The following is a 25,009-nucleotide window of genomic DNA, read 5'->3' on the forward strand; positions in this document are numbered from 1 at the left end:
ACACCGGACACGACGGGGCCCGGAGGGCGCGCCCCCGCGCCGCCCTCCGGGCCCCTCGGCGTACCGCCTACCTGCCGTCGCCGGGGTCGTCGACCGCCTCGCTCCAGGGGTCGGCGGACGGCTTCGGACGCGTCCCGTCCTCCGGGGCGGATCCGCCCTCGGAAGGCCCGGGCCGCTCGGGGGCGGCGGGCCCCTCCTTCTCCGCCTCGGGGGCGGCGGGCCCCTCCTCGGCGGGAGCGGCCCCGCCGGTGTCGCCCCCGGCCTCCTCCGCGCGGTCGGCGGGCGGGCCCCAGTGCCGCATGTCCCGGCGGATCACCTCGACAGTGTCGTCCAGGATGCGCCGCAGGTCGACGGCTGCGGCCTCCCCGACGTGGCCCGCCTCGCGGACCACGTCGCGCACGCGGTCGCCGAAGTCGTGCAGCGCGCGCTCGAACTCCGGGCCCTGCGACGGGCGCTCGGAATCGCGCCTGCCGCCCCAGGCGGCACCGAACGCGCCGAAGCCCTGCGTGAAGCGCTCCCACTCGCGGGACCACCGCGAGCCGTCATCGCAGCCAGGTCCGGTCTGCTCGCGTCGCTCACCGGAGTCCCCGGACGCGTCCGTCCCCTCCCCGCCGTGACCGGCCTCCTCCGAGGCGGTGGAGTCGCCGGGCTCCGCGGTCCCGGTGGAACCAGCGGTCCCAGCGGTCCCGGTGGACCCGGTGGACCCGGCGGGTTCGCCCGGGGCCCCGGTCCCGGAGCGGCGCGTCCCGCCGGAGGCGAACTTGAGCTCGTCGCGCAGCGAGCTGATCGTCGCGCGCACGTCCTGCTTGACCGCGCGGGCGATGTCGCGCACCGAGTCGGTGATCTCCCGCTCCAGGTCGTTGAGGTCGCTCTCGCGCTCGCGCAGCTCCTCACGGCCCTTGTCGGTGAGGCTGTAGACCTTGCGGCCGCCCTCCTCGGTGTGGGTGACCAGCCCCTCCTCCTCCAGCCGCGCCAGCCGGGGGTAGATCGTGCCGGGAGAGGGCGAGTACACGCCGAGGAAGCGGTCGCGGAGCAGGCTGATGATCTCGTAGCCGTGCCGCGGGTTCTCGTCCAGCAGCTTGAGCAGGTAAAGCCGTAGTCTGCCGTGGCCGAAGATGGTGCTCATTCAGGCCCCCTCGGGGATCGCGGCCGGGGCCTCGGGCGCGCGCCGCAGCAGCGCCGTCCGTCCGGACGCGGAGTTGATGGTGATGGACGCGGGGTCGACACCGCTGCCGATCCTCCCGCTCAGGACCGTCCTGGCCGGGGCGCTGCGGCGGTCCAGCCCGAAGTCGGACTTGGCGGGCGCGGCCGCGGTGCGCAGCTCCACGGTGGCCGAGGTCTCGGAGGGCACCCGCAGGGCGATCTCGCCCGAGATCGAGGTGAGCCGCACCCGCCCCGCCGGGGCGACGCCGGTGTCGGCCAGCAGCTGGCCGGAGACGGTCTTGGCGCTCAGCGCGGACAGCCGTCCGCCCGCCACCGCCAGCTGGCCGCTGACGCTGTTGAACTTGAGGCTGCCGTGGGGGTCGCGCACGGCGGTGCTCCCCGAGACGGTGTTGATCTCGGTCTCGCCCGAGGTCTCGTCCAGGGTGATCTCCCCGGTCGCGGTCCGCAGCTGGCTGCGGGCGCTGAGCCCGGCGGCGACGATCGGCGCGCTGACCGTGCTGACCTCGACCGGGCAGTCCTTGGGCAGCCGCAGGTTCACGGTGGCCCTGCGGTTCTGCACGCTCTTGTAGCCGTTGAGCTGGACCGGCCGCAGCCGGTCCAGGAGCCCCTGGCTGGTGAGGTCCTCGTAGTGGATGGTGAGGATGCCCGCCTCCTGCGTGACCAGGAGGGGTTCGCCGACGATGTCGGTGACCTCGAAGGTGACCGGATCGTCGGTGGGAAGAATGTTGACGTGGCCTCCGATGATCCGGACCCGCAACGCGACGATGCCGTCCAGGGTCTGGGTCATCGGCCTGTCGATGGTCCAACGTGCCATCGTGCTCGGCCCCTTTCGCTCGCTCCGTGTTCTCACGATATGTCGCGTCTACGGCAAACTCAAGATATGTCGCGGATCGGCGAGGCGTTTCAGGGGGACCTCCGGGGAAACCCCGAGACCGTCGCGGGCAGGGCCCCGGACACGTGAAGGGGCCCGGACCTTCCGGGGCGGCGTCGGGGATGTCGCGGGTCTGCGCTTGAATGGGCGGTCGGCCCGGTCGGACCGACCGTACGACCTGGAGTGACCGAGAATGCACCATCCCCCGACGCCCGTCTTCGCCCCCGGCCCGCCGGGGACGGGCGGCCCCCCACGCATGCCCCGCGCCCTGCGGTTCCTGCGCGTGCTGTTCAGCCTCTTGGGCACCATCGCCGCGCTGATGGCCCTCTACTACCTGTTCCTGCTGCTGAGTCTGTACCTGTACCCCTCGGCGAACTTCGAGGAGTGGCTCTCCGTGCAGGGCTTCTCCGTGGCCGAACTCTGGGTCATGCCCGCGCTGCACGTCCTCAGGGCCCTCTCCTGCGCCGTCGCCGCGATCCGGCTCGGCGGGGGAGGGCGCACGGGCCGCAGGTGGGCGCGCGTCGCCGTGGGCGTCGAGGCGGGAGCGATCCTGGTCGGCGCGGCCGTGGGGGTGGCCGCGCTCGGCGTCACCTCGGTGTTCGACGCCGTCCTGTGGGTGTTCAGCGCCGCGGTGGGTCTGCTCTTCCCCGCTCTCCTCTTCCTCCTTCTGCTGGTCGCCCGCTCCAGCCGGGAGTGGTTCCGCGCCACCGGCGCCTGAGGCCCCCTCAGACACGCGAAGGGGCCCGGGTCGTGTGACCCGGGCCCCTCAGGCGGTCCCTATTCGTCGTCCTCGTCGTCCAGCCGCGCCAGCCACGTGGCCAGCCGGTCGACCGGGGTCTCGAACTCGGGGTTCATGTCGGTGAACGCCCGCAGCTGCTCGGCGAGCCAGGCGAAGCTGACCTCCTCGCCGCCGCGGCGGTTCTCCAACTCCTCGATTCCGCGATCGGTGTAGTACACGCTGTTCCCTCTACGTGCTCGCAGGCCCGAACGCTAGTCCGCGGGCGGGAAGACCGTGTCCACCAGGGCACGCTGCTCGGCCTCGTGGCGCTTGGCCGAACCGGCCGCGGGCGCGGAGGAGGCCGGACGCGAGATCCGGGTGAACGGACGGTCGAGCTGCTCGGAGAAGACCAGCGCGACGAAGGGCCACGGGCCCATGTTCGCCGGCTCCTCCTGCACCCACAGGACCTCGCCCGCGTTGGGGTAGGCCTTGAGCTGCTCGCGGATCTCCTCGATCGGCAGCGGGTAGAGCCGCTCCGCCCGGATGATCGCGGTGTGCTTGTCACCGCTCTTGCGGCGCGCCGCGTCCAGGTCGTAGTAGATCTTGCCCGAGCACAGCACCACGCGCCGCACCTTGTCCGGCGCGATCGAGTCGTCCTTGATCAGCGGCTCGAAGTGGCCCGAGGTGAAGTCCGCGGCGGCCGAGGCGGCGGTCTTCAACCGCAGCAGCGACTTGGGCGTGAACACCACCAGCGGGCGCTCCAGCGGCGACTTGGCCTGCCAGCGCAGCAGGTGGAAGTAGCTCGCCGGGGTGCTCGGGTAGGCCACCGTCATGTTCTCCTGCGCGCACTGCTGCAGGAACCGCTCGATGCGGGCGGAGGAGTGGTCCGGCCCCTGGCCCTCGTAGCCGTGCGGCAGCAGCAGGGTCACGCTGGAGCGCTGCCCCCACTTCTGCTCGCCCGCGCTGATGTACTCGTCGATGATGGTCTGGGCGCCGTTGACGAAGTCGCCGAACTGCGCCTCCCACATCACCAGGGCGTCGGGACGGGTCAGCGAGTACCCGTACTCGAAGCCCAGGGCCGCGTACTCGCTCAGCAGGGAGTCGTGCACGTGGAACCGGGTGATGCCGTCGTCGAACTGCTTGAGCGGCGTGTGGGTCTCGCCGGTCTCGCGGTCCATCAGCGTGGCGTGGCGCTGGCCGAAGGTGCCGCGGCGGCTGTCCTGGCCCACCAGGCGGACCGGGTGGCCGTCCAGCAGCAGCGACCCGAAGGCCAGCAGCTCACCGGTGGCCCAGTCGATCGCGTCGGTCTCGACCATCGTCGCGCGGCGCGAGAGCTGGGGCGCCAGCCGCGGGTGCGGCGTGAAGCCCTCGGGCAGCGACACCTGGGTGTCGATGACCCGCTTGACCGTCTCGGTACTGATCGCCGTCTCGACCGCGGAGTGCTCCAGGCGGCCCTCGGTGAACACCTCGGGCTTGACCACGGCGCCGGGCTCGATCGGCTTCTTCTCGACCTCGCGGGTCTCGGTGAAGGCCCGCTCCAGCTCGGACTGGTAGTCGCGCAGCGCCGACTCCGCCTCCTCCACCGTGATGTCGCCGCGCCCGATGAGGGACTCGGTGAACAGCTTGCGGGTGGAGCGCTTGGCGTCGATGACGTCGTACATCAGCGGCTGGGTGAAGGCTGGGTTGTCGCCCTCGTTGTGGCCGCGGCGCCGGTAGCAGACCAGGTCGATGACGACGTCCTTGTTGAACGCCTGGCGGTAGGCGAAGGCCAGGTGCGCGACCCGGACCACGGCCTCGGGGTCGTCCCCGTTGACGTGGAAGATCGGAGCCTGCACCATCCGCGCCACGTCCGTGGCGTAGACGCTGGAGCGGCTGTCGGACGGCGAGGTGGTGAAGCCCACCTGGTTGTTCACGATGACGTGCACCGTGCCGCCGGTCCGGTAGCCGCGCAGCTGCGACAGGTTCAGCGTCTCGGCGACCACGCCCTGTCCGGCGAACGCGGCGTCGCCGTGGATGAGGATCGGCAGGACGGTGAAGCCCTGCGGGCCCTTGTTGAGCACGTCCTGCTTGGCGCGGACGATGCCCTCGGCCACCGGGTCGACCGTCTCCAGGTGGGACGGGTTGGCGGCCAGGGTGATCTGGATCTTGTCGCCGTCGTGGGTCTCGAAGGTGCCCTCGGTGCCCAGGTGGTACTTGACGTCGCCGGAGCCGTGCGCGCTGCGCGGGTCGAGGTTGCCCTCGAACTCACCGAAGATCTGCCCGTAGGACTTGCCGCAGATGTTGGCCAGCACGTTCAGGCGGCCGCGGTGGGCCATGCCGATGACGGCCTCGTCCAGCTCGGCCCTGGCGGCCTTGGAGATCACGCCGTCCAGCAGCGGGATCAGCGACTCGCCGCCCTCCAGGGAGAAGCGCTTCTGGCCCACGTACTTGGTCTGGAGGAAGGTCTCGAAGGCCTCGGCGCTGTTGAGCCGGTGCAGGATGTGCAGCTGCTCGTCGCGGTCGAGCTTCTCGTGCTCGCGCTCGACGTGCGCCTGGATCCACTCCCGCTCCTCCGGGCTCTGGATGTGCATGTACTCGATACCCACCGTGCGGCAGTAGGTGTCGCGCAGCACGCCCAGCACGTCGCGCAGCTTCATGACCTGCTTGCCGCCGAAGCCCCCGGTGGGGAACTCGCGGTCCAGGTCCCACAGGGTGAGGCCGTGTTCGAGCACGTCCAGGTCGGGGTGCTTGCGCTGCTCGTGGTCGAGCGGGTTGGTGTCGGCCATCAGGTGGCCGCGCACGCGGTAGGCGTGGATCAGCTCCTGGACCCGGGTGGTCTTGTCGAGCTGGGTGGCCTTGTTGACGTGGATGTCCTGCACCCAGCGCACCGGCTCGTAGGGGATGCGCAGCGAGTTGAAGATCTCGTCGTAGAAACCGTCCTCGCCCAGCAGCAGCTGGTGGATCCGGCGCAGGAACTCGCCGGACTGCGCACCCTGGATGATGCGGTGGTCGTAGGTGGAGGTCAGCGTCATGACCTTGCTGATGCCCAGCTCGGCCAGGGTGTCGGAGGAGGCGCCCTGGAACTCGGCCGGGTACTCCATCGCGCCCACGCCCAGGATGGTGCCCTGGCCCGGCATCAGGCGCGGGACCGAGTGCACGGTGCCGATGCCGCCGGGGTTGGTGAGGCTGATGGTGGTGCCCTGGAAGTCCGGCACGCCCAGCTTGTTGGTGCGGGCCTTGCGGACCAGGTCCTCGTAGCCGCTCCAGAACTCCGTGAAGTCCATCTCGTCGGACTTCTTGATGGAGGGCACGACCAGCTGCCGGGAGCCGTCGGGCTTCTGGAGGTCGATCGCCAGGCCGAAGTTCACGTGCTCGGGCTTGGCGACGCCGGGCTTGCCGTCCACCTCCGCGTAGGAGTGGTTCATCTCCGGCAGGGCCTTGAGGGCCTTGACCATGGCGTAGCCGATGAGGTGGGTGAAGGAGACCTTCCCGCCACGGCCGCGTCGGAGGTGGTTGTTGATGACGATGCGGTTGTCGAAGAGCAGCTTGACCGGCACCGCGCGCACGCTGGTGGCGGTGGGCAGGCCCAGGCTCGACTCCATGTTGGTCGCGGTCCGCGCGGGTGCGCCGCGCAGCCGCTCCTGCTTGACCTGGAGGGCCTCGTCCTTGCCCTCCTTGTCGTCCTTGCTCTTTGGCTTGGAGGCCGGGGCCGCGGGGGCGGTCGGCTTCTTCGGGGCGGAGGCCGCGGGGGCCTTCTCGCCCTGCGCCTTCGCGCCGCTCCCGCCCTTCGCGCCAGCAGTCTCCGCGGGCTTGTAGTCCGCGAAGAAGTTCCACCAGGCCTTGTCAACGGAGTTCGGGTCGTTCAAGTACTTCTGATAAAGCTCCTCGACCAACCACTCGTTGGGACCGAAATCTGTCAGGGGTTGAGACGCCTCAGACGACACGGCGGAGATCGCCCACTTCCGCAGCTCGCTTGTGAATGTGTAGGAAGACGGGTGGCTGCTGGCAAGGCGGGCTCAGGAAACGAACGCGGGAGCTGTTCCGCGCATACGGAGAAGCATCTGGCCTGGCCAGCACTCGTCGGGTACAAGGCTACTTGTACCGGCCTCCGCGCGGGGAACGCTGACGTTGTGGAAACTAGGAGATAGGTAACAATCTTTCACATCAACGTTGGCGCTACGTGTGAGTAACAATGCCCAGCGTTGCTTGAGTGCCTGACTTGTGGGGTTTTGCAGGGGTTTCGCGATGTGAAGATGTTGGCCGCGACCGGCCATGACGGATGTGGCGTGTAACACGGTGCTTCTTGGGGAACCCGCCGGGGCGGGCCTCCGTCGGAGGGGTGCGAGCGGCCGGGCAGGACGGCCGGGCTCCCTCCGCCGGTCTTCCCAGCGGGCGGGAGGGGCCCGGGCCCGGCCGCGAACGCTCTTTCCCTCGTGTCCGGGCGTGCGTTCGCTGGTGAAACGCCGGTGACCGGTGCCGAGGATGTACGTATCTGTGTGCTCTCCGGAGTTCTCCCACGCGGGAGGCCCCCTCGTGTCTACGATCCATCGGAACCGAGGACGCGACGGGCGGGGAGGCCATGAGGGGTCTGGGTGAACTGGAGGCGGCCATCATGGACGCGCTGTGGCGGTCCGAGGAGCCGCTGTCCGTGCGCCAGGTCCGCGAGAGCATGGTCTACGACCGCGACGTGGCCTACACGACCGTCATGACGGTGGCCAACATCCTCTTCAACAAGGGGCTGCTGGACCGGGAGAAGACCGGCCGAGCCTGGACGTACTGGCCGCGCGAGTCGCACGCCGAGTACACCGCGCGGATGATGGACGAGGTCCTCAACACCGGGCCCGACACCGGGGTCACCCTGCTGCGCTTCGTGGAGCGCTTCAGCGACGAGGACGTCGCGCGCCTCCACCGCGTGCTGGCCCAGGCCCGGGACCGCCGCGGCATCGCCAGCTAGCGCCGTGACCACAAGGGTTCGCCGGAGCCCGCCCCCTCCGTCGTGATCTTGTACCTACAGCGCACCTCGACCGTCCAACCCCGCTAAGGCGCAGGTCAGGGCCCTCGTGGCACACCAGCAACGTTTCTGGTCAGACCGCTAGGCGCGGGTCAGGGTGCGCACGCTGCGCGAGGAGACCGCGGCCAGGGTGGCCAGCAGGGTCAGCGAGGCCACCAGTACCAGGGCCGGGGCCGGGCCGAAGCGCTCGGCGAACGGACCGATCGCGACCTGCCCCAGGGGCATCGCCACGAACGAGCCCAGCGCGTCGTAGGAGTACACCCGCGACAGCTTCTCCCGCGGCACGTTCTCCTGGACCGCGACCTCCCAGGCCACGTCGAACTGCTGCACCGCCACACCCGCCAGGAACATCGCGGCGAACAGCACCGGCAGCGGCGACGGCCCGGTCAGGGCCAGGAAGGGCACGGCGTGCGCCGTCATCAGGGCCGCGCCGTAGACCAGCGCCCGCCGCGGCTGCCAGCGGGCCGCCAGCACGCCGCCCGCCAGCAGCCCGACGCTGTTGGCCGCCATGAGCAGGCCCCACGCGGTCCGGCCGAAGGTCCCGTCGGCGATGCCCGGCCCCAGCACGGCCGTGGCCGCCGACCAGCCCGCGTTGACGACCATGAACTGGAGCACGATGATCCAGACCCAGGGCCGCGACACGAACTCGCTCCACCCCTCGCGCAGGTCGTGCAGCACGTTCGCGTTCCCGGTGTCCACGGGCCTCTCCGACCGGGCGGCCCGCACGGAAAGGAAGGCCGCCCCGGCGCAGGCGAACAGCGCCGCGTCCGCCGTGATCGCCCAGCCCGCGCCCAGCAGGCCCACCACCACGCCGCCCGCCGACATCCCCAGGAACATTCCGCCCTGGACGCCCACGCCCATCGCCGCGTTGGCCTGGCGCAGCAGCTCCCGGGGCACGGTCTGCGGAGTCAGCGCCGCGGAGGCGGGCAGGTTCACCGCCGCGGCGGCGCCGTTGACCAGGCTCAGCGCGATCATCAGCGGCAGAGAGGCGGTGCCCGTCAGCAGGAGCGTTCCCAGGAGCGCCTGGGAGGCCGCGGCCAGGGCGCATCCGCCCTGGAGCACCAGCGCGCGCGGCAGCCGGTCGGCGATGACGCCGCCGAGCAGGAGCAGCGCCACGTTCGCGACCGAGCGCGCGCCCACCACCAGCCCCACGCCCGTCAGGGAGCCGGTCACGTCCAGCACGGCGAAGGCCAGCGCCACCGACGCCATGCCGTTGCCCAGGGCCATCAGGGCCCGGCCCAGCGCCAGTCCGCGGAAGGCCGGGCACCCCAGCGGGGCAGTCAGCCCCGCGCCCCCGCCGCCGGTGCGCACCATGGTCCCGTGACCCCGCCTCCGCTCGCCCGAACCGGAACGGCAGCGACGATCCCGCCCTTCCCGCGGGGGTGTCAACGGGTTTTCGCGGAACGTCCGGCGACCCCGGTCAGCCGAGCACCCAGCTGCGGCCCTCGGCGGCCAGCTTCTCCACCAGGGTGGCGCTGTCGTGCTCCTTGGCGAACAGGTGCTCGGGACGGGTGATCGGCACGATCCACAGCCACCGCACGGGGTCGCCCTGGAAGGACAGCCCGGTGGTGTCCGGCGGCCGGTGCTCGGGGCGGGTGACCAGGGCGGCGGGGTCCTCCAGGAGCAGCACGGCCCCCGCGCCGCCGCGCATGGCCCGGTCCTCGGGGTTGTCCAGCCACTTGACGGTGTGCCCGGTGCCGAACCAGGTCACCGCCCGCCAGGGGAAGGCGCCGATCCACCGGAAGACGCGGGCGGCGTGGTGCGCCGGCAGCGTCGTGGCCAGGGCCAGCTCCACCCGGGCGTGCTGGGAGGTGTTGGCCATGTAGCGGTCCAGGGTGGGCATGCGCTGGCCGCACATCCCGACCGTGGACAGCACCGTGTACGGGCGGTCCGCGGTGGGCGGGCGCTCCGAGACGCGCAGCAGCGGGGGGTGGCCGTCGGAGACGTCCCAGTAGTGCCCGGGCTCGCCCACGTTCCGGTTGAGGTGGCTGAGCACCGTGCGCTGCACGCTGCGCCAGGCGCCCGAGGCGCGCCGCCAGTCCCAGTAGGCCTCGGCGTGCACCACGCGCGGCCACAGCTGTCCGCGCACCGAGTCCAGCTCCCAGGCGTAGGCGCTGCGGCCGATCGCCTCGCGCGCGTACCCCGGCAGCCCGCTGTCGGCCTCCGCCCAGCCCGGGATGACGGCCAGCAGTCCCTCCTCGTCCACCAGGGCGACCCCGTCGCCCTCCTCGAACCACACGGCGCGCAGGCGGTCGGGGTCGAAGCGGGGGCGGCCCTGCGGATGCTTGGTGTAGGCCTCGGGCATGAGCGGGGCCCGGCCCTCGTACAGCCCGCCGGACTCGCTCGTGCGCGGCGCGATCTCGTGGTTGGCCAGCCACACCGGGACGCGGATGCGCCCGCGCGCGTCCAGCAGGTAGGCGGCCGTGGTGTGGGAGTCGCACTCGACGACGACACGTCGGCTCTGGTACGGGCTGATCTCGTCGAGCAGGACGTCGATCCCTGTCACCGGCCCTCCCACACACCGATCCCCGGTCGTCGTAGCCGGACGGACCCGTCAGGCCCGTCCGCGCAGTGCGTAGAATCGACGGTAGTGCCCTGACAGGCGGAGCTGCACCGCGGCGGCGTATAGGTCGTATAACGACACGTTCCGCCGCCGTCCGCGCCCGGGCGCCAGACCACCGACTTCCACTTCCTACGGACTGTCTATGCCCGCCGAGCTCACCTTTGTCGCACCCCGTCGTGCCAAACCTCCCCGGCACCTGGCCGACCTCAGCCCCGAGGAGCGGGCCGAGGTCGTCCGTGAACTGGGCGAGAAGCCCTTCCGGGCCAAGCAGCTCGCCCAGCACTACTTCGGCTCCCTGGTGTCGGACACCTCGGCCATGACCGACCTGCCCGCCTCCTCCCGGGAGCGGCTCGGCGAGGCGCTGCTGCCCACCCTGCTCACGCCCGTGCGCCACATCACCTGTGACAACGGCATGACCCGCAAGACCCTGTGGAAGGCGTTCGACGGGGTGCTGTTCGAGTCGGTGCTCATGCGCTACCCGGACCGCGTCACCCTGTGTGTCTCCTCCCAGGCCGGGTGCGGCATGAACTGCCCGTTCTGCGCCACCGGCCAGGCGGGCCTGACCCGCAACCTCTCCACCGGGGAGATCATCGAGCAGGTGGTCGCCAGCGCCCGCGACCTGGCCGCCGGTGAGGTCGCAGGGGGGCCGGGCCGGATCAGCAACATCGTGTTCATGGGCATGGGCGAGCCCATGGCCAACTACAAGCGCGTGCTCCAGTCGGTGCGCCGCATCACCGACCCCATCCCCAACGGCCTGGGCATCTCCCAGCGCGGGGTCACCGTGTCCACGGTCGGCCTGGTGCCCGCCATCAACAAGCTCATCGACGAGAGGATGCAGGTCCGCCTCGCGATCTCCCTGCACGCCCCCGACGACGAGCTGCGCGACGAGCTGGTGCCCATCAACACCCGCTGGAAGGTCGACGAGGTCCTGGACGCCGCCTGGCGCTACGCGGGCACCACGGGCCGCCGGGTCTCCATCGAGTACGCGCTGATCAAGGACATCAACGACCAGGCGTGGCGGGCCGACCTGCTGGGCAAGCTCCTCAAGGGCCACCTGGTGCACGTCAACCTCATCCCGCTCAACCCCACCCCGGGCTCCAAGTGGACGGCCTCGCGCCCCGAGGACGAGCGAGAGTTCGTGCGGCGGCTGGAGTCGCACGGGGTGTCGGTGACCGTCCGCGACACCCGCGGGCAGGAGATCGACGGCGCGTGCGGGCAGCTCGCGGCGGCCGAGAACTGACCGGCCCGCCCACGGCGCCCGGGAGCACGGGGTGATCGAGACGGCGCTGGCCTTCGTGGTCGCCCTCGTCTCCGGGCTCGTCCCGGTCATCAACATCGAGGTCTACCTGGTGGGCGCCGTCATCGCGATGGACGACGGCGCCCTGGTCGCCATGGCGGTGGCGGCCGGGGTCGGACAGACCCTGGGCAAGCTGCCCTACTACTACGCCGGGCGCGGGTCGCTCTCCGCTCCGTGGATCCGCCGCAGGAGCGCCACGCCCGGCAGGTGGGCCGCGCGGGCCGAGGGCTGGCGGCGCAGGGCCGAGGAACAGCCGCTCTGGGGCGCGGGCCTGGTGGCGGTGAGCTCCCTCGCCAGCGTTCCGCCGTTCATGGTGGTGTCGGTGCTGGCCGGGGTGGTGCGGATGAACGTCGTGCTGTTCGCCCTGATCACCTTCGTCACCCGCACCGCGCGCTTCATGGCCGTGGTGTTCGCGCCCGCCTGGGGCCTGTCCTTCCTGCCCTGACCGGGGCTCGGCCCCCTCCCGCGGTCCGGGCGCCGTCGAACCGGTCCCCGGCCCGACGGCCCACCGGACCGCGCCCCGTCAGACGCTGGCCAGATCCCGGCGGCGGAAGCCCGCCAGGGCGATCGCGTTGGCCACGAGCACGACCCCCAGCGCGACGGCCACCGGGGCGGCGTCGAACTCGTCGGCGGGCAGTTTGGGCAGCAGCTCGAACGCGCTCAGGTCCAGCAGCCGCTCGTCGAGGCCGAGCATCGGTCCGAGCAGCGAGACCAGGAGGCTGTAGCCCAGCCACGCCCACACCAGCGGGACCAGGCGCGGAACCACTCCCACCAGCGCCGCGGTCAGCGCGGCGAACAGCAGGGCCACCGGCAGCTGGGCCAGCGCCGCCTCGGTCATCGTCCACGTCCAGGAGGAGTCCCCCAGGGCGGCGGACGCGCTCAGGCCCATGCCGACGCCGCCCGCCGCCACGATCACCGCCGAGGACAGCACGCTGACCAGCAGGGCGCCGCCGAACCAGCGCACCTTGCCGACGGCCGCGGACAGGGTCAGCTCGGCGCGCCCGGAGGTCTCCTCGCTCCGCGCCCGCAGCACGGACATGACGGCGTAGGCCGACGCGGCCATCAGCACGTAACCGCTCATGGTGCCGAGGAAGCCTCCGGTGACGTCGTCGGCGGCGTCGCCGAGGACGGCCACCAGGTCGGGGTTCTCCTCCAGCATCCCCTCCACTTCCGTGACCAGCGAGCCGAACGCGAAGGCGAAGAGGAAGGTAGCGCAGGTCCAGGCGGCGACGGCCCCGCGCTGCTGGTGCAGGTGCAGCGCGAACACGCCGTTGAGCAGCCCGCCCGCGCCGGCCGGACCGGGCCGGGAGGCGACCAGCCCCGCGCCGAGGTCGCGCCGTCCCGCCAGGGCGTAGGCCAGGGCGAAGAGCACCACGATCAGGACCGCGTACAGCACCAGCGGCCACCAGCGCAGGTCGTGGAACACGCGGGTCTGCTGGACCCAGGCGAACGGAGACAGCCAGGACAGCGCGTTGCCTCCCTCCTCCGCCATGTCGCCGACGACCCGGAACAGGAACAGCACACCGACGGCCAGGAAGGCCAGCCCGGCGGCGGCGCGTCCGTGCTCGGTGACCTGCGCGCACACGGCGGCGAAGGCGCCGAAGGAGATCCCGGCCAGGGCCAGCCCCAGCCCGTAGGCCGCGGAGTCGGCGACCGCCAGGCCGTTGCCCGCCAAGGCCAGCGCGGTCAGGCCGCCGACGAGCAGGTTGACGACCGAGATGGTCGCCAGCGCGGCGGTCATCTGGGCGCTCGCCCCCAGGACGCTGGCGCGCAGCAGTTCGGCGCGGCCGCTCTCCTCCTCGGCGCGGGTGTGCCGGACCACGTGCAGGACGCTCATGACCGCCAGGGCGATGAGCACGCTCATGGTCAGCTCGTTGACCACCATGGGGCCGAGCTGGTAGTCGTCCAGCCCGTATCCGGGACCGCCGAAGACGACACCGGTCGGGGTGTCCATGAGCGCGGCCCGGGCCTGGCGCTGGGCGTCGGTGGAGAACATGTCGTCGAGCGTCGGAACGGTCGCGACGACGGTGCCGACCAGGGCGAGGGTCCAGACCGTCAGACGGACGCGGTCGCGGCGCAGGACGAACCGGACGAGGGTGCCGGTACCGGTGAACGCGCTCATGCCGCCGCGCTCCCGTCGCCGTCGCGGGCGGCCAGTTCGTCGCCGTAGTGGCGCATGAACAGCTCCTCCAGCGAGGGCGGGTTGCTCACCAGGGAGCGGATGCCCAGGCCGGTGAGCGTGCGCATGGCGGCGTCGATGTGGACGTTGTCGACGTCGAAGGCGACGGTGTCGCCGTCGAGCCGAAGGTTGTGCACCCCGTCGGCGCCCTCCAGGACCCGGGCGTCCCCGGACACGGTGGCGCGCACGGCGGAGCGGGTCAGGTGGCGCAGGTCGTCCAGGGTGCCCGACTCCACCGCACGCCCCCTGCGGATGATGGTGACGGTGTCGCACAGCTTCTCCACCTCGGACAGGATGTGGCTGGAGAGCAGCACGGTGCGGCCCCGGGCCTTGGCCTCCAGGACGCACTCGGTGAACACGGCCTCCATGAGCGGGTCCAGGCCGGAGGTGGGCTCGTCCAGAATGAGCAGCTCGGCGTCGGAGGCCAGCGCGGCGACCAGGGCGACCTTCTGCCGGTTGCCCTTGGAGTAGGTGCGCGCCTTCTTGGTGGGGTCCAGTTCGAAGCGGGACAGCAGGTCCCTCCTCCGCGCGGGGTCGAGGCCGCCGCGCAGCCGCCCGAGCAGGTCGATGGCCTGGCCGCCGGTCAGGTTGGGCCACAGGGTGACGTCGCCGGGCACGTAGGCCAGGCGCCGGTGCAGGGTGACGGCGTCCCGCCAGGGGTCGCCGCCGAGCAGGCGGACCGCCCCGGCGTCGGCCCTGAGCAGGCCGAGCAGGACGCGGATGGTGGTGGACTTCCCGGAGCCGTTGGGCCCGAGGAAGCCCGCGACCTGGCCCGTGCGGACGGTCAGGTCCAGCTTGTCCAGGGCCTGGAAGCGGCCGAAGCGCTTGTCGACGCCGCGGACCTCGATGGCGGTTGGTGGCATGGTCGGGGTTCCCTCCGTGCGTGGTGGGGGTCGGGTACGGGGGTTCGGGGCGGTCAACGGGGCTCCTCGGGGGGATCGCTGACGTACAGGAGGTAGGCGTCGAGCATCGTGCGCTCGGTGAGCAGGCCCTCGGTGTACAGCTCCAGGGTCGGGAGCATGTACTCCCGCGACCACTCGCGTGCGACCCGGCCGAAGTCGGCCTCCTCCTCGAAGCGCTCCAGCGTGAGGAACATGAGCAGCGAACCGAGGGAGCTGGTGGCCAGGTAGCGGGCGCGCCGGGCCGGGTCCCGGCTCGGGCGGATGGTGCCCTCGGCCTCGCCCGCGGCGAGGTAGACCTCGATGTCGGCCACCATGCGCTCGAAGAGCGAGGCCGCGAGCGGGCCCCCGGTCTGCATGGAGCGGACGACGTAGGCCAGGAGGGGGGCGTACTGCTCCATCGTCGTGAGCTGGTGGAGGAAGGTCTGCCCGTCGTGGCTGGTGACCGTGTCCGTCTTGACCTCGTTGACGACCGCGGTGACGTGCTCGTCGCAGGCCCGCCGGAGCTTGTCCTTGGAACCGAAGTGGTGGATCACCAGTCCGGGGGAGACCTCGGCCTCTTCGGCGATCGCCCGCACGGTCACGCCGAACCCGCGCTGGCCGAAGCACCTGATCGCCGCGTCGCGGATCCTGGCGCGTGCCGTGAGGTCGGACTCCCTGTCGGGCCGGTCCGGACGGTCGGTTGAACTCATGTTCAACAGATTAAACGCTTGTTCAGTCCTTTGGCAAGGGGGTGGTCCCGGAGGCGGTCCGGTCCGCGCGGACGGGGCCGCGGAGCTGGCCGTACACTCGGTGCACGGCGCCTCCGGGCGTCCCACGCCGACGAGGAGAGGTTCGATGGTGCAGGTCGCGGTCGCCCAGTTCGCCCCCGGTCAGGACAAGGCGCGCAACCAGCGCTCGGTGGCGGAGCTGACCGCCCGCGCGGCGGCGGATGGGGCCCGGGTGGTCCTGTTCCCCGAGTACACGATGTTCACCGCGGGCCGCGTTGACCAGCGCTACGTGGCGGCGGCCGAGCCCCTGGACGGCCCCTTCGTCTCAGAGGCGGCCGACACAGCCCGGCGGGAGGGCGTGTACCTGGTGCTGGGGGTCGGCGAGGCCCAGAGCGGCCAGGACGCCACCCACTTCACCAACACGCTGGTGGCGCTGTCGCCGGAGGGTGAGCGGGTCGCGCACTACCGCAAGATCCACCTGTACGACGCCTTCGGGGCCCGGGAGTCGGACGTGCTGCGCCCCGGCCCGATCGAGGAGCCCGAGACCTTCGTCGTCGACGGTGTGGTGTTCGGTCTGCAGACCTGCTATGACCTGCGTTTTCCCGAGGTGACGCGGCGCATCGCCGAGGCCGGTGCGCACGTGGTGCTGCTGGCCGCGCAGTGGGTGCCCGGCCCGCTGAAGGAGGAGCACTGGCGGACCCTGGCCCGGGCGCGCGCCATCGAGAACACCGTGTACGTGGCCGCCTCCGGGCAGGCGGCGCCCACGGGAGCGGGCAACAGCATGGTGGTCGATCCCATGGGGACCCCCCTCGCGGCGCTGGGGGAGCAGACCTTCGCGGTCGCCTCGGCCGAGGTTTCGGCCTCCCGGGTCCAGGAGGTGAGGGATCTCAATCCGGCGCTCTCCCTGCGCCGTTTTTCGGTCTCTGTACGGGCCGAGGACTGAGGTCCCGGATCACTACCGCCCCGTAGCTAACCGGACAAAGCAGGTGAAGCTTGTCCCACCAGACAGGGTCTTCCCAGGTCTCATCACTTAGGGTTATGATTCCCCTGCATGGTGTGATGTAGATCGGTCCGAACCATTCCAGGTGCCCAAAGCTTCTGATTCAATAAAGAGCCGGTAACTATCGGCCCGCCAGACTGTCCTAAACCACGGGGGGAGCAAGGACATTGCGCGGAACGAGCATGATGTGCGAACCAGACACGCGGCCCGCGATCGACGTCGACGTCTACGATCCGGACTCGCTGAGCTGGGCGCAGTGCATGGGGGATGCCTGCGTCGTCTGCCACACCAAGTGGCCCCGGCCCCGCCGGGTGCTCGGCGAGCTCCCGGACGGGAGCGCGGTGTTCGGTTGTGAGGAGTGCGCCGACCTCGTCGGCGCGGAGCCCCGGATCGCCGCCGAGGAGCGGCTGTTCGCGGTGCGCTAGCGGTGCGGAGACGGTCGCGCTCCGGGTCCAGGGGGAGAGGCGGACCCGGAGCGCTCCCGTCGGCGCGCCCGCTTCCATTGGGGAGGAGGGGAAATGAGCGCGCCCTTCCCGGATGGTTCGTGCGTCGACTGTCGGCGCCGACCACGCCCCGTGAGGGGCGTATGCTGACAACGATACTCCGTGTCGTTCACCGCCGACCGACAGTGAGAAAGATCCGTCCGGTATTTTCGCGGACCCGGCGTCAACCGTTGGTGGGGAACCCCAGGTTGACGCCCCCTTCGGGCCTCTGGCCCGGGTCGGTCCAGCGGGCCGTGACCGCCTTGGTGCGGGTGTAGAAGTGGACACCCTCCGTTCCGTGCGCGTGTGAGTCCCCGAACAGGGACTGCTTCCAGCCGCCGAAGGAGTAGTAGGCCATCGGTACCGGGATGGGGACGTTGATCCCCACCATGCCGACCTCGACCTCGTTCTGGAACCGCCGGGCGGCGCCCCCGTCGTTGGTGAAGACCGCCGTGCCGTTGCCGTAGGGACTGGCGTTGACGAGCTTGACCGCCTCGTCGTAGTCGCCCACGCGCACCACGCTCAACACCGGGCCGAAGATCTCGTCCCGGTAGCACGACATCTCCGGGCCGACGTGGTCCAGCAGCGACGGGCCCAGCCAGAACCCGTCCGGGTCCCCGCCCGACACCGGGTGCACGCGGCCGTCGACCGCCAGGGTCGCGCCCTCGCGCACTCCCGACTCCAGGTAGGAGGCCACCCTGTCGCGGTGCTCCCTGGTGACCAGCGGCCCCATCTCGCTGCGCTCGTCGTCGCCGGGGCCCACGCGCAGGCGCGCCACCCGCTCGCGGATCCGCTCCACCAGCCCGTCGGCCACCGAGTCCACCACGGCCACCGCGGAGATGGCCATGCACCGCTCGCCCGCCGAGCCGAACCCGGCCGAGACCGCCGCGTCCGCGGCCAGGTCCAGGTCGGCGTCGGGCAGCACCACCATGTGGTTCTTGGCCCCGCCCAGGGCCTGCACGCGCTTGCCGTGCTCGGCGGCGGTCCGGTAGACGTACCGCGCGATCGGGGTGGAGCCCACGAAGCTGACCGCCGCCACGTCCGGGTGCTCCAGAAGGGCGTCCACCGCCTCCTTGTCACCGTGCACCACGTTGAACACGCCCTCGGGCAGCCCCGCCTCGGCCCACAGCCCAGCCAGCAGCACCGACGCCGAGGGGTCCTTCTCGCTGGGCTTGAGCACGAACGCGTTGCCGCAGGCGACGGCCACCGGGAACATCCACATCGGCACCATCGCGGGGAAGTTGAACGGCGTGATCCCGGCGACCACGCCGAGCGGCTGGAGGATCGAGTAGGCGTCCACGCCCGTGGACACGTTCTCTGAGTAGCCGCCCTTGAGCAGGTGCGGGATGCCGCAGGCGAAGTCGACGACCTCCAGGCCGCGGGCCACCTCGCCCCGGGCGTCGGAGAGGACCTTGCCGTGCTCGGCGCTGACCAGCTCCGCCAACCGGTCGGCGTTGGCGCTGAGCAGCTCGCGGAAGCGGAACAGGACCTGCACCCGCCGGGACAGCGAGGTGTCGCGCCAGGCCGGGAAGGCCTCCCGCGCGGCCGTCACCGCCGCGTCGACCTCCTGCGGTCCTGCGAGGTGGACCGTGCCGGTGACCCGCCCGGACGCCGGATCGTAGATGTCCCCCGTGCGCCGGGCCGGGCCCTCGTGGGCGGCTCCGCCGATCCAGTGGGTGACGTGCTTGCTCATATCCGCTCTCTCCCTTGTCCACAGGCGTCCGGTCGGGGCTGGCGCGCGGTGCCCCGGCGCGGTTTGCTTGATACGGGGGGTCCCCGGGGGCCGCCAGCGTCGTGCTGCCCACCTGCGCACGGAGACCGTGCCGCGGCGGCCCTCAGTCCCCGGTCGTTCCTCCTCAGACCCCGGTCGTCATCAGAGCCCGGCGTCCACGGTGCGCACCGCGTCCAGCAGCACGTCGCGGCCCTCCACGGCCTCCTCCTGCGACAGCGTCATCGGCGGCGCCATCCGCAGCACGTTGCCGTGCACACCGCCCTTGCCCACCAGCAGACCGCGCTCGCGGGTGGCCTCCAGCACCCTCCCGGCCAGGGGGGAGGACGGTGCGCCGGTGGCGGGGTCCACCATCTCCACGGCGAACATCAGTCCCTTGCCGCGCACGTCGCGCACGCTCGGCAGCGAGGTCAGCGCGCTGAGCCCCTCCAGGATCAGCGCGCCCTGCCGCCGCGCGTTGCCCTGGAGGTCGTGCTCCAGCACGTAGTCCAGGGTCGCCCCCGCCGCCGCCATCGACACCGGGTTGCCGCCGAACGTGGCCACGCCCAGCGCGCCCAGCCGGTCCATCAGGTCGCCGCGCGCCACCACGCCGCCCACCGCGAACCCGTTGCCCAGACCCTTGGCGAAGGTCATGGCGTCCGGGACCACCCCGTGGTTGCCGATGCCGAAGAAGCTCGTGCCGGTACGCCCCCACCCGGTCTGCACCTCGTCGGACACGAACAGGATGCCGTGCTCGTCCAGCACCTCCTTGTAGGCGGCGTACAGGCCGTCCGGCGGCATCGCGAACCCGCCCACGCCCTGCACCGGCTCGGCGATCAGGCACGCCACGTTCGGCGCCGCGGTGTCCAGCACGTCGCGCAGGTCGGCCACGCACGCCTCGACGTACTCCCGGTCGGTCATCCCCCGGAAGGCCGGAGCCGCGTGGTCGGTGCCGTGCAGGTAGTGCACGTTCAGCGGCGACAGGGAGGAGTTCTTCCACGCCCGGTTGCCGGTCACGGCCACCGTGCCGAACGAGCGCCCGTGGTAGCTGCCGCGCATCGCCAGCACCTCGTCGCTGCCGCGCGCGTACGTGGCCAGCAGCAGGGCGGTCTCGTTGGCCTCGGTACCGGAGTTGGTGAAGAACACCTTCGCGTCAGGGATGCCCGACAGGCCAGCGATCTTCTCCGCCAGTTCGACCTGGCTGCGGATGAGGTAGAGGGTGGAGGTGTGCACGACCCCCCTGGCGATCTGGCGCTCGACGGCCTCGCGCACCTCGGCCACGTCGTAGCCGAGCATGTTGGTCACGATGCCGGTGAAGAAGTCCAGGTAGGTGTTGCCGTCGGCGTCCGTGACACGGGCGCCCTTGCCGCCGGTGATCTCCAGCGGGGACTCGTAGTACAGGGGCAGCCAGGAGGGCATGACCGCGCGGTGGCGCGAGAGAAGTTCCGACATGCCCCCAGTCTCGCCCCGCCTCCCGGACTTGGCCAGGATCAGCATGTTGACAACATGGCGGCCGGACTTACGACGTGTAAGGACCTCCGTGCGCGCCCTCTCCTCAGGTCAGGCCCGGACGGTGCGGTACACCGTGTAAGCCCGGGGGCCGGACACCTGACACCGCGTCCAGTGCGCGCCTCCTAGGATGGAGGCCGTGCTCCCCACCCTCGCCGAGGTCCTCCAGCTGCCCGCCCTCCAGCGCGCCCGCCCCCGGGTCGTGGCGTGCCCGGACCGGCTGGACGTGGCCGTGCGCTGGGTGCACATCGCCGAGGTCACCGACCTCGCCCACCTGCTCCGCGGCGGCGAGCTGGTGCTCAGCACCGGCATCGCCATGCCCGACGACCCCGAGGCGCTGCGCCGCTACATCGACGACCTCGCCGCGGCCGGGGTCAGCGGCATCGCGGTCGAGCTGGGCCGCAAGTACCACGCCGAGCTCCCGCCCGCCTTCCTCGACGCCGCGCGCGACGCGGGCGTGCCGGTGGTCCTGCTCGACCGCGAGGCCCGCTTCGTGGAGATCACCGAGGCCGTGCACATCCGGGTGGTCAACGAACAGCTGGAGGAGCTGCGCGAGTCGGAGAAGCTGCACTCGGTCTTCACCCAGCTCTCGGTGGAGGGCGCCGACACCGGGCGCATCCTGCACGAGGTCGCCCAGCTCTCCGGCTGCCCGGTGGTCCTGGAGAACCTCACCCACCAGGTGCTGGCCTGCGACCTCAACGGCGAGGAACCCGGAACCCTGCTCACCTCCTGGGAGAGCCGCTCGCGCGCGGCGCGTTCGGGAACGCGCACCGTCCACACGCCCGCCAACGGCTGGCTGGTCACCACGGTCGGAGCGCGCGGCCAGGACTGGGGTCGGCTGATCCTCGTCGTCGGGGCCAACCCCACCCCGCGCCAGAGCATGCTCATCGAACGCGCCGCCACCACCCTGGCGCTGGGCAGGCTGCTGGAGCGCCACCAGGAGAGCCTGGAGCGGCAGACGCACCGCACGATCATCGCGGGCATCATCGACCGGGCCTACTCCGACCCGGAGGAGGCCCTGGTGCGGGCCCGAGCCGTGGGCGTGCCGCTCAACGGCCGCGAACTGGTGGGACTCGTGCTGCGCCTGCGCGAGAGCGGGACCGGGCTGGCCGCCCAGGCGCGCCTGTCCGACACCGCCGAGGGCGCCGCGCGCGCCTGCCGGGAGCTGCGCCTGCCCGCACTGGTGGGCTCGCTCGACGACCTGCGCGTGGGCATCCTGCTCGCGCTGCCGGGCCGCCAGCGCCTGGACCCGACCCTGCACATGCTCGCCGACCGCATCCGCACCGCCGTGGGCGGCGCCGCGGTGCTGGCCGTGGGCTCCTCCGCGGACGGCGTCCGCGAGGTGCGGCGCTCCTTCCTGGAGGCGCGCCAGGTCGGCGACGTGGCCATCCGCCAGAGCGACCAGCGCCCCTTCTACCGGCTGCCCGACCTGCACCTGCGCGGCCTGCTCCACCTGTTCCGCGACGACGAGCGGCTCCAGACCTACGTCGAACGCGAGCTGGGGCCGCTGCTGGACCACGACGCGCGGCACGGCGGCGACCTGACCGACATGCTCCGCCACTACCTGGGCGCGGGCCGCAACAAGGCGCTCGCGGCCGGACGGGCACACCTGTCCCGCCCGGCGTTCTACGACCGGCTGCGGCGCGTCGCCCACGTCCTGGACGCGGACCTGGACTCGGTGGAGACCTGCCTGTCCCTGCACGTGGCGCTGCTGTCACTGGACTCGGTCCGCGACGAGCGCTGACCCGGCGCACACCCAACTGCCCGACGTTTCCGGCGGGGCGGCCCCGCCGCCAGCGTCACCACCGCAGTCCACAGCGATGCCGGGGGCGGGAACCCCGCACGGGGGACTACAGCTGGGCGAAGGCCTCCTCCAGGATGTCCAGGCCCTCGTGCAGCAGCTCGTCGCCGATCACCAGCGGCGGCAGCATGCGGATCACGTTGCCGTAGGTGCCCGCGCTCAGCAGGACCAGGCCGCGGGAGTGGCAGAAGGACAGCACCTTGGCCAGCGCCTCCGTGGCGGGCGTGCGGTCGGCGTCCTGGACCAGCTCGATCGCGATCATCGCGCCGCGCCCGCGCACGTCACCGATGACCTCGTACTTGGCGGCCAGCTCGCGCAGGCGGCCCAGCATCAGCTCGCCGATCGCGCGGGCCCGCTCCACCAGGCCGTCGGCCTCGATCGCGGACAGGGCGGCCAGCGCCGCGGCGCACGCCGCCGGGTTGCCGCCGTAGGTGCCGCCCAGGCCGCCGCCGTGCACGGCGTCCATCAGCTCGGCGCGGCCGGTCACCGCGGCCAGCGGCAGGCCGCCCGCGATGCCCTTGGCTGTCGTGATCAGGTCCGGGACCACGCCCTCGTGCTCGCTGGCGAACATGTCGCCGGTACGGGCGAAACCGGTCTGCACCTCGTCGGCGACGAACACGATGCCGTTGGCGCGGCAGAACTCCACCACCGCGGGCAGGAAGCCGGGGGCGGGCTCGATGAAGCCGCCCTCGCCCTGGATCGGCTCGATCACCACGGCCGCCACGTTCTGGGCGCCGATCTGCTTGGTGATCTGCTCGATCACCATGGCCGCCGCCTCGGGGCCGCAGTTGTCCGGGCCCGTCGGCCAGCGGTAGGGGTAGGCCATCGGCATCCGGTGGATCTCACCGGCGAACGGTCCGAAGCCCTGCTTGTAGGGCATGTTCTTCGCGGTCAGCCCCATGGTGAGGTTGGTGCGGCCGTGGTAGGCGTGGTCGAAGACCACCACCGCCTGGCGGCCGGTCGCGCTGCGGGCGATCTTCACCGCGTTCTCGACCGCCTCGGCGCCCGAGTTGAGCAGGATCGAACGCTTCTCGTGGTCGCCCGGCGTGATCCGGTTCAGCGCCTCGCACACCTCCACGTACGCCTCGTACGGGTTGACCATGAAGCAGGTGTGCGTGAACCGGCCGAGCTGCTCGGCGGCGCGCTCCACCACGCGCGGGTCGGCGTTGCCGACGTTGGTCACGGCGATGCCGGAGCCGAAGTCGATCAGCGCGTTGCCGTCGACGTCCTCCACGATGCCGCCGCCCGCGCGCTCGACGTAGACGGGCAGGACGCTGCCCACGCCCTGGGCGACGGCCGAACGGCGGCGCTCCTGGATCGCGCGGGACTTGGGGCCGGGGATCTCGGTGACGATCCGGCGGGACTGGGCGACCTCGGTCGCTGCCATGCGGCTGCCTCCTTCTGCGGTGGACGGGAGCGGAGAGGAGCCGGGGGTGGGCTCCCCGACCTGGGATGACACTAGGGCGCACGGAACCTCCCCCACATGGACAGCGTGGATAACCTGGACTGATCCTTGCGCCAACGCGTCAGGGTTCGCACGAAGCGGGTCCGCTGGCGCGGGGGAGAGGGCGGTCCGCCCGCGTCCGGCCCCGCCGACCGCACCGGACCGCCTCGACCGGCGGACGAAGTGGAGGGGACGCCGATGCCACCGACCCTGGGGGCCCTGATGCGCACGCCCCGCCTGCGCATGAACCTGCTCACCGGCCAGGAGAACCTGGACCGGCGGGTGGAGTGGGTCGCGGTCAGCGAGCTGGAGGACCCCACGCCCTACCTGGCGGGCGGCGAACTCCTGCTCACCACAGGCGTGCGCTGGGCCACCGGCGTCCCCGACCTGCGCGACTACACGCGCCGCCTGGCCGAGCGCCGCGTCACCGCGCTGGGCTTCGCGGTCGGCGTGGTCCTGGAGCGCACCCCCGAGCCCCTCCGCGAGGCCGCCGCCGAGTTCGGCCTCACACTGCTGGAGGTGGCCCGGGAGACCCCCTTCATCGCGATCGGCAAGGAGGTGTCCCGCCTCCTGGCCAAGGAGGAGTACGAGGGGCTGAGCCGGGCCTTCGCCGCCCAGCGCGACCTCACCCGCGCCGCCCTCACCGGGGAGGCGGCGATCGTGGACCGGCTGGCCCGCGAACTCGGCGCCTGGGTGCTGCTGCTGTCCGCCGACGGCACCGCCCGGCACGCCGCCCCCGCCGGGGCCGCCCCCCGCGCCGCCGGGCTCGCCGAGGAGCTGGACCGGCTGCGCGAGGCGGGCGTGCGTGCCAGCGTCTCCCTGACCTCGGGCGGCGAACACGTCTCCGTGCAACCCCTGGCCACCAGCCGCCGGGTCCGCGGGTTCCTCGCCGTGGGCACCGGCGGGCGCCTCGGCTCGGACGAGCGCACGCTGGTCAACGCGGCGGTGTCGCTGCTCTCCCTCGAACTGGAGCGCACCGCGCACAACGCCACGGCGCGGGTGCGCGAGGGAGTGCTCGCGGCGCTGCTCACCGGGGCGCTGGACCCGCTCCACCCGGGGGCGGAACGGCTGCGCGGGGTCCTTCCCGCCGAACCCGTCGTCGTGGCGGCCGCCGACGGGGTGGGGCCCGCGCAGCCGCCCGAGGGCGTCCTGGTCACCGAGCACGGCGGTCGCGCCCTGCTGCTGGCCCCCGCCGACACCGGCGCGGGAGTGCTCGGCGAGGTCCTGGAGGGGCCGGTCGGGGTGAGCGACCCGTCCCCCTACGCCGAACTGTCCGCGGCACTGTCCCAGGCCGGGCGCGCGCTGGCCGCCGCGCGCGACGCGGGGGAGGACCTGCTCCGCGTCGGCGACCTGCCCGGCGGACTGCTCGGACTGACCGACACCCCCGCCGGGGCGCGCATGGCCGGGGACCTGCTCGCCCCGCTGCTGCGCCAGCGCACCTCGGCCGAACTGCTCTCCTCGCTGCGCGCCTACCTCGCGGCCTCGGGGAGGTGGGACACGGCGTCGGAGGCCCTGGGAGTCCACCGGCACACGCTCCGCTACCGCATGCGGCGCATCCGCGACCTGCTGCCCGGCGACCTGGACGACCCCGACTACCGGACCGAGCTGTGGATCGCCCTGCGCGTCCACGGGACCGCGGGCTGACCCTCCTCCCGATTCCCGCACGCCGTCACC

General features: G+C 72.1%; 20 protein-coding genes. 8 read left to right on the forward strand and 12 right to left on the reverse strand.

The features are described from left to right. Positions 1 to 67: 67 nt before the first annotated feature. Complete coding sequence (locus tag FYW99_RS12015) at positions 68 to 1,126, reverse strand: PadR family transcriptional regulator (protein ID WP_150252070.1); 1,059 nt, start codon at positions 1,124 to 1,126, stop codon at positions 68 to 70. After that, positions 1,127 to 1,978 (reverse strand): DUF4097 family beta strand repeat-containing protein, encoded by an 852-nt coding sequence (locus FYW99_RS12020; RefSeq protein WP_190394630.1) that lies wholly within the window; start codon positions 1,976 to 1,978, stop codon positions 1,127 to 1,129. It lies immediately after the preceding gene. 250 nt (positions 1,979 to 2,228) lie between these two features. On the opposite strand from FYW99_RS12020, the gene FYW99_RS12025 reads away from it, so the two are divergent. Continuing rightward, a complete protein-coding gene (locus FYW99_RS12025; protein WP_223838939.1) occupies positions 2,229 to 2,753 on the forward strand; it encodes a hypothetical protein in 525 nt (174 codons plus the stop codon). Positions 2,754 to 2,812: 59 nt separating this feature from the next. On the opposite strand, the gene FYW99_RS12030 is transcribed toward FYW99_RS12025, so the two are convergent. After that, positions 2,813 to 2,992: a DUF6104 family protein gene (locus FYW99_RS12030; protein ID WP_013154687.1), complete on the reverse strand. Its 180-nt coding sequence runs from the start codon at positions 2,990 to 2,992 to the stop codon at positions 2,813 to 2,815. Between the two features lie 33 nt (positions 2,993 to 3,025). Beyond that, positions 3,026 to 6,676, reverse strand: coding sequence for a multifunctional oxoglutarate decarboxylase/oxoglutarate dehydrogenase thiamine pyrophosphate-binding subunit/dihydrolipoyllysine-residue succinyltransferase subunit (locus FYW99_RS12035; RefSeq protein WP_150252071.1), 3,651 nt, complete (start codon positions 6,674 to 6,676; stop codon positions 3,026 to 3,028). Positions 6,677 to 7,311: 635 nt separating this feature from the next. Between FYW99_RS12035 and FYW99_RS12040 the strand changes: the two genes are divergently transcribed. Next, positions 7,312 to 7,686 carry a BlaI/MecI/CopY family transcriptional regulator gene (locus tag FYW99_RS12040; protein WP_150252072.1) on the forward strand — a complete coding sequence of 125 codons (375 nt, stop codon included), beginning with the start codon at positions 7,312 to 7,314 and terminating at the stop codon, positions 7,684 to 7,686. 138 nt (positions 7,687 to 7,824) lie between these two features. Here FYW99_RS12040 and FYW99_RS12045 read toward each other — a convergent pair whose 3' ends face one another. After that, on the reverse strand, positions 7,825 to 9,057 hold the full coding sequence (locus tag FYW99_RS12045; protein ID WP_150252073.1) for an MFS transporter: 1,233 nt from the start codon (positions 9,055 to 9,057) through the stop codon (positions 7,825 to 7,827). A 106-nt stretch (positions 9,058 to 9,163) separates the two neighbouring features. After that, positions 9,164 to 10,249 (reverse strand): suppressor of fused domain protein, encoded by a 1,086-nt coding sequence (locus FYW99_RS12050; RefSeq protein WP_150252074.1) that lies wholly within the window; start codon positions 10,247 to 10,249, stop codon positions 9,164 to 9,166. 199 nt (positions 10,250 to 10,448) lie between these two features. Between FYW99_RS12050 and rlmN the strand changes: the two genes are divergently transcribed. Then, positions 10,449 to 11,546, forward strand: coding sequence for a dual-specificity RNA methyltransferase RlmN (rlmN, locus tag FYW99_RS12055; RefSeq protein WP_150252075.1), 1,098 nt, complete (start codon positions 10,449 to 10,451; stop codon positions 11,544 to 11,546). Between the two features lie 31 nt (positions 11,547 to 11,577). Next, positions 11,578 to 12,048, forward strand: a complete 471-nt coding sequence (locus FYW99_RS12060; protein ID WP_150252076.1) for a YqaA family protein — start codon at positions 11,578 to 11,580, stop codon at positions 12,046 to 12,048. A 78-nt stretch (positions 12,049 to 12,126) separates the two neighbouring features. Here the strand turns inward: FYW99_RS12060 and FYW99_RS12065 are convergent, their stop codons facing one another. The 3 genes from FYW99_RS12065 to FYW99_RS12075 are packed head-to-tail and all read right to left on the reverse strand — an operon-like array spanning position 12,127 to position 15,373. Further along, complete coding sequence (locus tag FYW99_RS12065; protein ID WP_150252077.1) at positions 12,127 to 13,725, reverse strand: ABC transporter permease; 1,599 nt, start codon at positions 13,723 to 13,725, stop codon at positions 12,127 to 12,129. Continuing rightward, positions 13,722 to 14,645, reverse strand: coding sequence for an ABC transporter ATP-binding protein (locus FYW99_RS12070; protein ID WP_150252078.1), 924 nt, complete (start codon positions 14,643 to 14,645; stop codon positions 13,722 to 13,724). Before FYW99_RS12070 ends, FYW99_RS12065 begins: the two co-directional genes overlap by 4 nt. A gap of 53 nt (positions 14,646 to 14,698) precedes the next feature. After that, on the reverse strand, positions 14,699 to 15,373 hold the full coding sequence (locus FYW99_RS12075) for a TetR/AcrR family transcriptional regulator (RefSeq protein ID WP_150252079.1): 675 nt from the start codon (positions 15,371 to 15,373) through the stop codon (positions 14,699 to 14,701). A gap of 145 nt (positions 15,374 to 15,518) precedes the next feature. On the opposite strand from FYW99_RS12075, the gene FYW99_RS12080 reads away from it, so the two are divergent. Both FYW99_RS12080 and FYW99_RS12085 read left to right on the forward strand, forming a co-directional pair. Continuing rightward, positions 15,519 to 16,334 carry a carbon-nitrogen hydrolase family protein gene (locus FYW99_RS12080; RefSeq protein ID WP_150252080.1) on the forward strand — a complete coding sequence of 272 codons (816 nt, stop codon included), beginning with the start codon at positions 15,519 to 15,521 and terminating at the stop codon, positions 16,332 to 16,334. Positions 16,335 to 16,573: 239 nt separating this feature from the next. Continuing rightward, the gene (locus tag FYW99_RS12085) at positions 16,574 to 16,816 is read left to right on the forward strand and encodes a hypothetical protein (RefSeq protein WP_150252081.1); all 243 of its coding nucleotides are present in this window, start codon (positions 16,574 to 16,576) and stop codon (positions 16,814 to 16,816) included. Positions 16,817 to 17,057: 241 nt separating this feature from the next. On the opposite strand, the gene FYW99_RS12090 is transcribed toward FYW99_RS12085, so the two are convergent. Continuing rightward, on the reverse strand, positions 17,058 to 18,566 hold the full coding sequence (locus tag FYW99_RS12090) for a CoA-acylating methylmalonate-semialdehyde dehydrogenase (RefSeq protein ID WP_150252082.1): 1,509 nt from the start codon (positions 18,564 to 18,566) through the stop codon (positions 17,058 to 17,060). Between the two features lie 180 nt (positions 18,567 to 18,746). Next, complete coding sequence (locus FYW99_RS12095) at positions 18,747 to 20,033, reverse strand: aspartate aminotransferase family protein (protein ID WP_150252083.1); 1,287 nt, start codon at positions 20,031 to 20,033, stop codon at positions 18,747 to 18,749. Between the two features lie 196 nt (positions 20,034 to 20,229). On the opposite strand from FYW99_RS12095, the gene FYW99_RS12100 reads away from it, so the two are divergent. Continuing rightward, positions 20,230 to 21,834, forward strand: coding sequence for a PucR family transcriptional regulator (locus FYW99_RS12100; protein ID WP_150252084.1), 1,605 nt, complete (start codon positions 20,230 to 20,232; stop codon positions 21,832 to 21,834). A 106-nt stretch (positions 21,835 to 21,940) separates the two neighbouring features. Here the strand turns inward: FYW99_RS12100 and gabT are convergent, their stop codons facing one another. Then, positions 21,941 to 23,278 carry a 4-aminobutyrate--2-oxoglutarate transaminase gene (gabT, locus tag FYW99_RS12105; protein ID WP_150252085.1) on the reverse strand — a complete coding sequence of 446 codons (1,338 nt, stop codon included), beginning with the start codon at positions 23,276 to 23,278 and terminating at the stop codon, positions 21,941 to 21,943. A gap of 255 nt (positions 23,279 to 23,533) precedes the next feature. Here gabT and FYW99_RS12110 point away from each other — a divergent pair, with 255 nt between their 5' ends. Continuing rightward, positions 23,534 to 24,979: a PucR family transcriptional regulator gene (locus FYW99_RS12110; RefSeq protein WP_150252086.1), complete on the forward strand. Its 1,446-nt coding sequence runs from the start codon at positions 23,534 to 23,536 to the stop codon at positions 24,977 to 24,979. Positions 24,980 to 25,009: the final 30 nt, after the last annotated feature.

It is taken from the genome of Nocardiopsis deserti, assembly GCF_008638355.1.
GTDB classification, from domain to species: Bacteria; Actinomycetota; Actinomycetes; order Streptosporangiales; family Streptosporangiaceae; genus Nocardiopsis; species Nocardiopsis alborubida.

Excerpts from the sequence above, each read along its gene's own strand:
- FYW99_RS12070 (WP_150252078.1), bottom strand. The coding sequence starts at position 14,645 with ATGCCACCAACCGCCATCGAGGTCCGCGGCGTCGACAAGCGCTTCGGC.
- FYW99_RS12085 (WP_150252081.1), top strand. The coding sequence starts at position 16,574 with ATGATGTGCGAACCAGACACGCGGCCCGCGATCGACGTCGACGTCTAC.
- FYW99_RS12110 (WP_150252086.1), top strand. The coding sequence starts at position 23,534 with ATGCCACCGACCCTGGGGGCCCTGATGCGCACGCCCCGCCTGCGCATG.
- gabT (WP_150252085.1), bottom strand. The coding sequence starts at position 23,278 with ATGGCAGCGACCGAGGTCGCCCAGTCCCGCCGGATCGTCACCGAGATC.
- FYW99_RS12095 (WP_150252083.1), bottom strand. The coding sequence starts at position 20,033 with ATGTCGGAACTTCTCTCGCGCCACCGCGCGGTCATGCCCTCCTGGCTG.
- FYW99_RS12090 (WP_150252082.1), bottom strand. The coding sequence starts at position 18,566 with ATGAGCAAGCACGTCACCCACTGGATCGGCGGAGCCGCCCACGAGGGC.
- FYW99_RS12015 (WP_150252070.1), bottom strand. The coding sequence starts at position 1,126 with ATGAGCACCATCTTCGGCCACGGCAGACTACGGCTTTACCTGCTCAAG.
- rlmN (WP_150252075.1), top strand. The coding sequence starts at position 10,449 with ATGCCCGCCGAGCTCACCTTTGTCGCACCCCGTCGTGCCAAACCTCCC.
- FYW99_RS12080 (WP_150252080.1), top strand. The coding sequence starts at position 15,519 with ATGGTGCAGGTCGCGGTCGCCCAGTTCGCCCCCGGTCAGGACAAGGCG.
- FYW99_RS12020 (WP_190394630.1), bottom strand. The coding sequence starts at position 1,978 with ATGGCACGTTGGACCATCGACAGGCCGATGACCCAGACCCTGGACGGC.
- FYW99_RS12075 (WP_150252079.1), bottom strand. The coding sequence starts at position 15,373 with ATGAGTTCAACCGACCGTCCGGACCGGCCCGACAGGGAGTCCGACCTC.
- FYW99_RS12045 (WP_150252073.1), bottom strand. The coding sequence starts at position 9,057 with ATGGTGCGCACCGGCGGCGGGGGCGCGGGGCTGACTGCCCCGCTGGGG.
- FYW99_RS12065 (WP_150252077.1), bottom strand. The coding sequence starts at position 13,725 with ATGAGCGCGTTCACCGGTACCGGCACCCTCGTCCGGTTCGTCCTGCGC.
- FYW99_RS12040 (WP_150252072.1), top strand. The coding sequence starts at position 7,312 with ATGAGGGGTCTGGGTGAACTGGAGGCGGCCATCATGGACGCGCTGTGG.
- FYW99_RS12025 (WP_223838939.1), top strand. The coding sequence starts at position 2,229 with ATGCACCATCCCCCGACGCCCGTCTTCGCCCCCGGCCCGCCGGGGACG.